Consider the following 5,592-nt stretch of genomic DNA (forward strand, 5'->3'; position numbering starts at 1 on the left):
CGCCGGTCGGGACCGAACCCGGAGTCGTACGAAGGGAAGCCGGGCCCGGTGGGCGGGGGCAGTACGCCGCCGGCGTCCTGCGGGGACGGCTGCTGGGGCGGGTAGCCGTAACCGGGCGCCGGTGCGGTGCACGCCTCGCCGGTCCCGGGCGGCCGGGAGGGGGCTGCTTGAATGGGGGAATGACCCGTGCATCCCTGGACAAGAAGCCACAAGAAGTCGCCACCATGTTCGACGACGTGGCGGCGAAGTACGACCTCACGAACGACGTGCTCTCGCTCGGTCAGGCGCGCCTGTGGCGCAAGGAGGTCGCCAAGGCGGTCGACGCCCACCCGGCGGAGAAGGTCCTCGACCTGGCCGCCGGCACGGCGACCTCGTCGCAGCCGTTCGCGAGGACCGGTGCGTACGTGGTGCCGTGCGACTTCTCGATGGGGATGCTGCGCGAGGGCAAGCAGCGCTACGCGTGGATGCCGTTCACGGCCGGCGACGCGACGCGGCTGCCCTTCGCGGACGAGGTCTTCGACGCGGTGACCATCTCGTTCGGCCTGCGCAACGTCGAGGACTCGGAGCAGGCGCTGCGCGAGCTGCACCGTGTGACCAAGCCGGGCGGCCGGGTCGTCATCTGCGAGTTCTCCGACCCGACGTTCGGCCCGTTCCGGACGATCTACCAGGAGTACCTCATGCGCGCGCTGCCGCCCGTGGCCCGCGCCGTCTCGTCCAACCCGGACGCGTACGTCTACCTCGCGGAGTCCATCCGCGCCTGGCCCAACCAGCGGGGCCTCGCCGCCCGCATGAAGCGCTGCGGCTGGTCCGACGTCGCGTGGCGCAACCTGACCGGCGGCGTCGTCGCGCTGCACCGGGGCGTGCGGAAGTAGCACCGCGGCGGAGGGTGGGCGGACACGGGACCGGACGCCGGACCGGGCGCGCGCGGTGCGGGCGGCGCATGCTCCGGGCCGCATGCTCCGGGCCGCCCGGGGTCGGAGGGCCCGCGCCCTGGGGGCACGGCGGGTCAGAGCGTCAGCTCGTACTGGTGGCCCACCAGTTCCTGCCCTCCCGCGTGCCGCGGCCGGTACGCGAACGACTTCGCCAGGTTCATCCCCAGGCGCCGGGTCACGGCGACGGAACGCTCGTTGCGCGCGTCGACCATCGCCACGACCCGCTCCACGCCCGCCGCGCGGAGCCGGGCGAGCGTGGTGCGCGCGGCGGCGGTCGCGTAGCCCCGGCCCCAGTACGCGCGGCCGAGCCGCCACCCGATCTCGATCTCGCCCCAGGGGCCGAACGACTGGTGCGGCCAGGGCTGCGCGCCGGTGAAGCCGGCCACCTCGCCCTGCTCGTCGACGATCGTCCACAGGCAGAAGCCCCGTTCGGCGGCGTGCCGCCGCTGGCGGGCGGTGAGCTCCTCGTAGACCGAGAACTCCGCGGGCCCGCCGTGGAACTCCATGACCTCGCGGTCGGCGAACAGGCAGTGCCAGGCGTACGCGTCCTCGTGCGTCGGCACCCGCAGCTCCAGCCGGGGCCCCGGGCCGGGCGCCGCCCCGGCGGCGGCCTCCGCGCCGAGGAGGGCGGTGGAGGCGGTCGCAGCGGCCAGGGGCGCGGGACCGAAGCCACCGCCCGCCGCGCCGCCGGGTGCCGCGTCGGGGGCGGCGCCGGGCGTGGACGCGGGGGAGCTGCGGGGTACGAGCTGAGGCGAATCGTTCACGGAAGCTGCCCTTCGAGCGGCCTTGTCGGTACGCCCCCATAGACTGCCCATGTCCGTTGCCCTTCGATGCGTCGCCACGGCACTTTGGTCCGCCGCATCGAGCCGGTATCCGCGCCGACCCTGCCGGGAGCCCCCGCTGTGACCGAGCCCCTCTCCGAGAACACCGCCGACGTCATCGTCGTCGGGGCGGGCCCCGCCGGCTCGACCACCGCCTACTACCTGGCCAAGGCAGGCCTGGACGTCCTGCTCCTGGAGAAGACGGCGTTCCCGCGCGAGAAGGTGTGCGGCGACGGCCTCACCCCGCGCGCGACCAAGCAGCTCGTCTCCATGGGCATCGACATCTCCGAGGAAGCCGGCTGGCTGCGCAACAAGGGCCTGCGGATCATCGGCGGCGGCATGCGCCTGGAGCTCGACTGGCCCGACCTCGCCTCGTACCCGGACTACGGTCTCGTGCGCAAGCGCGACGACTTCGACGACCAACTGGCCCGCCAGGCCCAGAAGGCAGGCGCCCGCCTGTACGAGCGGTGCAACGTCTCCGGCCCGATCACCGACCGCGCCGGCCGCATCACCGGCGTCGAGGCGAAGCTCGGCGAGGAGAAGAAGCCGGCCACCTTCCACGCGCCGCTGGTGGTCGCGGCCGACGGCAACTCCACCCGCCTGTCCGTCGGCATGGGCCTGCACCGCCGCGACGACCGCCCGATGGGCGTCGCCGTCCGCACGTACTTCACCTCGCCCCGCCACGACGACGACTACCTGGAGTCCTGGCTGGAGCTGTGGGACCGGCGCGGCAAGGAGGAGCGCCTGCTCCCCGGCTACGGCTGGATCTTCGGCATGGGCGACGGCACGTCGAACGTGGGCCTCGGCATCCTCGACTCCTCCGCCGCCTTCAACGAGCTGAACTGGCGCGAGGTGCTCAAGGCCTGGTGCGCCTCGATGCCCGAGGACTGGGGCTACACCCCCGAGAACATGACCATGCCGATCCGCGGGGCCGCGCTCCCCATGGCGTTCAACCGCCAGCCGCACTACACGCGCGGCCTGCTGCTCGTCGGCGACGCGGGCGGCATGATCAACCCGTTCAACGGCGAGGGCATCGCGTACGCGATGGAGTCGGGCCAGCTCGCCGCGGACGTCATCGTCCAGGCGCACGCGCGCGCCACGCCCGCCCTGCGCGAGCGCGCCCTCCAGCGCTACCCGCAGGTCCTCAAGGACACCTACGGCGGCTACTACACGCTGGGCCGGGCGTTCGTGAAGCTCATCGGCAACCCGAAGATCATGAAGCTGGCGGCGCAGCGCGGCCTGACGCACCCGATGCTGATGAAGTTCACGCTGAAGCTGCTGGCGAACCTCACCGACCCCACGGGCGGCGACGCCATGGACCGGATCATCAACGGGCTGACCAAGGTCGCGCCGCGCGCGTGACGCCGGACCCCGGGCGGCGTGCGTCGGCGCGCCGCCCGGGAGCCCCGCCGCGCCGCGGCGGCACCCGGACACCGACGTCCCCGCGCACGACGACCCAGGAGCGAGGAGCAGCATGACCGACACGCCGGACGCCCCCGGCCCCGCCGGGGCGGCCCACGAGGACCCGCAGCAGCGCATCGACACCTCCCGGGCCAGTTCGGCGCGCCTGTACGACCTGTACGTCGGCGGCAAGGACCACTACGGCGTGGACAAGGACGCCGGAACGCGGCTCGCCGAGGCGTTCCGCGCCGAGGGCGCGATCCAGCGCATCGGCACCGGCGCGCGGCTGTTCCACGACCGGGCTGTGCGCTACGCGGCGGAGGAACTGGGCATGGACCAGTACCTCGACATCGGCGTCGGCGTGCCGAAGGAGCCGAACACGCACGAGATCGCGCAGGGCCTCGTCCCCTCGTCGCGGGTCGTCTACGTCGACAACGACCCGATCGTCCTGCGCCACGCGGAAGCCCTCCTGCACAGCTGCCCCGAGGGCGCGACGGACTACGCGGACGCGGACCTGCGCCGGCCGGACGAGGTGCTCTCCATCGCGCGCAGGACGCTGGCGATGGACCGGCCGGTCGCGCTGATGCTGTGCTCGGTCCTCCAGTTCGTGCCCGACGACGACGAGGTGCGCGACGTCGTCTCCCGCTACCTCGTGGCCCTCGCGCCGGGCAGTTGCGTGATCTTCAGCCACGTCACGGACGACTTCGAGCCGGACGCGTGGCGCGAGACGGAGCGCATCTACGCGGAGGAGGGCATAGCGGCCAACGTCCGCCCCCGCGCCGTGATCGAGTCCTTCGTCGCCGGCCTCGACCTCGTCGACCCGGGCCTCGTCGAGGTCCACACCTGGCGCCCCGACGGCACGGACCTCTCCACGGAACACACCCACCTGTACGGGGCGGTCGGGCTCAAGCGGCCCTGAGGAACAGGAACGGGCACGGCGCCACCCGGGGCCGCGTACGGGGGCCTCAGCGCCGGGTCGACCGCGCCCGGGGAGACCCGGCGGCCCGCGCCCCGGCAGCGGGCAGCGGCTGCCCGCCCTCCGGCATCCGGTGGGGGAACCCGACGCGCAGGGCGACCGCGGCCAGCGCGGCTGCCGCGGTGACGGCGGCGGCGAGGAGCAGAGCCTGGTGGTAGCCGTGGTGCAGGAGCGGCGTGACGGCGAGCGGGCCGACGATCTGGCCCACCGAGTAGCCCGCGGTCAACAGGGCCACCGAGCGCGGGAAGCGCAGGTGGTTTCCGGTCGCCAGGGCCAGCGTCGAGACGCCGAGGAAGGTCGCGCCGAAGAGCACGGCGGAGACCAGCGCGGCGGCGACGTTCCCGACCAGGGCGGGCAGCGCGATGCCCGCCGCCTGGATGACCAGGGCCGCGGCCAGCAGGTCGGGTCGGGTGAACCGCTTGCCGAGGGACGTCCACAGGGCGGACGCGGGCACCGCAGCGAGCCCCACCAGCACCCACGCCCCGCTGCCGATCCAGCCGGGTGAGCCCTGGCCGATGGCGGCGACGAGGAACGTGCCGGCGACGATGTAGCCGATGCCTTCGAGCGTGTAGCTGACGAACAGCAGGGTGAACCACCGGTGCGTACGCGGCTGATGCACTCCCTGAGGGGTGGGGCCCGGGGCGCCGGTGCCTGGGGCCGGGGCGCCGGGGCCTGCCGCGCGCGAGCCCGGCTCCGCGCCGGTGCCCAGCGTCCACGCGGCGACGGAGAGGGCGGCCGTGAGCGCGGCGGAGGCCCACCAGGCCGCCTGCCAGTCGGCGACGGAGCGCAGCACGAGCACGAGCGCCCCGGACAGCGCGATGCCCGAGCCCACCCCGCCGAACGCCCAGCCCGGCAGGTGGGCGGCGTGGCCGCGCAGCCGGCCGAGCAGGGAAGTGACGGCGATGACGAAGACGAGCGCGCTGGCCAGGCCGGCCACGAACCGCAGCCCCAGCCAGAGGCCGGTGCTGTGCGTGAGCGGCATCGCGGCGAGCGTCACGACGAGGGCGGCGAACGACCCGCGCAGCACGGCGCGCGAGCGGACGAGGCCGGGGGAGACGCTGCCGATCAGCGCCCCGGCCAGATAGCCCAGGTAGTTGGCGGTCGCCAGGTTGGCACCGGCACCGGCAGTCAATCCCGCCTGCTCGTGCATGAGGGGCAGGATCGGCGTGTAGACGAAGCGCCCCACACCCATGGCCGCGCCCAGTGCCGCCGCGACCTGGAGGACGTGCCGCCAGGGAGAGCTGGCCGCGACTCGCAGGGATGGTGCGCTCATGACTGGTGACCTCGCAGAACAGTGGTGTGCCGTCGTGTGCCGACCGCCCCGGCACACGAAGCGCGGTGTACGACGTCCCTCGTCGCGCGGAACAGCCGGTCGTGGTCGGTGCCGCCCGGGCGGCGGGGCGCTGGGGAGGGCCGGGTGGCGCGGCGGCGGCCGGTCGCCGGACGGCGGGCGCGCCGACCG

The 5,592-nt window shown here is 74.2% G+C and carries 5 protein-coding genes; 3 read left to right on the forward strand and 2 right to left on the reverse strand.

Going from position 1 to position 5,592, the window contains the following annotated elements; genetic code table 11:
• The first annotated feature begins 179 nt into the window (after nt 1-179).
• Nucleotides 180-872 carry a demethylmenaquinone methyltransferase gene (locus tag L1885_RS22580; RefSeq protein ID WP_235799004.1) on the forward strand — a complete coding sequence of 231 codons (693 nt, stop codon included), beginning with the start codon at nt 180-182 and terminating at the stop codon, nt 870-872.
• A 134-nt stretch (nt 873-1,006) separates the two neighbouring features.
• Here the strand turns inward: L1885_RS22580 and L1885_RS22585 are convergent, their stop codons facing one another.
• Nucleotides 1,007-1,507, reverse strand: a complete 501-nt coding sequence (locus L1885_RS22585; protein ID WP_235799007.1) for a GNAT family N-acetyltransferase — start codon at nt 1,505-1,507, stop codon at nt 1,007-1,009.
• 327 nt (nt 1,508-1,834) lie between these two features.
• On the opposite strand from L1885_RS22585, the gene L1885_RS22590 reads away from it, so the two are divergent.
• Nucleotides 1,835-3,115 carry a geranylgeranyl reductase family protein gene (locus L1885_RS22590; RefSeq protein ID WP_235799005.1) on the forward strand — a complete coding sequence of 427 codons (1,281 nt, stop codon included), beginning with the start codon at nt 1,835-1,837 and terminating at the stop codon, nt 3,113-3,115.
• Between the two features lie 112 nt (nt 3,116-3,227).
• A complete protein-coding gene (locus L1885_RS22595; RefSeq protein ID WP_235799006.1) occupies nt 3,228-4,073 on the forward strand; it encodes an SAM-dependent methyltransferase in 846 nt (281 codons plus the stop codon).
• A 46-nt stretch (nt 4,074-4,119) separates the two neighbouring features.
• On the opposite strand, the gene L1885_RS22600 is transcribed toward L1885_RS22595, so the two are convergent.
• The gene (locus L1885_RS22600) at nt 4,120-5,403 is read right to left on the reverse strand and encodes a YbfB/YjiJ family MFS transporter (RefSeq protein WP_372481997.1); all 1,284 of its coding nucleotides are present in this window, start codon (nt 5,401-5,403) and stop codon (nt 4,120-4,122) included.
• Between the last annotated feature and the right edge of the window lie 189 nt (nt 5,404-5,592).

The organism is Streptomyces fuscigenes, assembly GCF_021556455.1.
Taxonomy (GTDB): domain Bacteria; phylum Actinomycetota; class Actinomycetes; order Streptomycetales; family Streptomycetaceae; genus Streptomyces; species Streptomyces fuscigenes.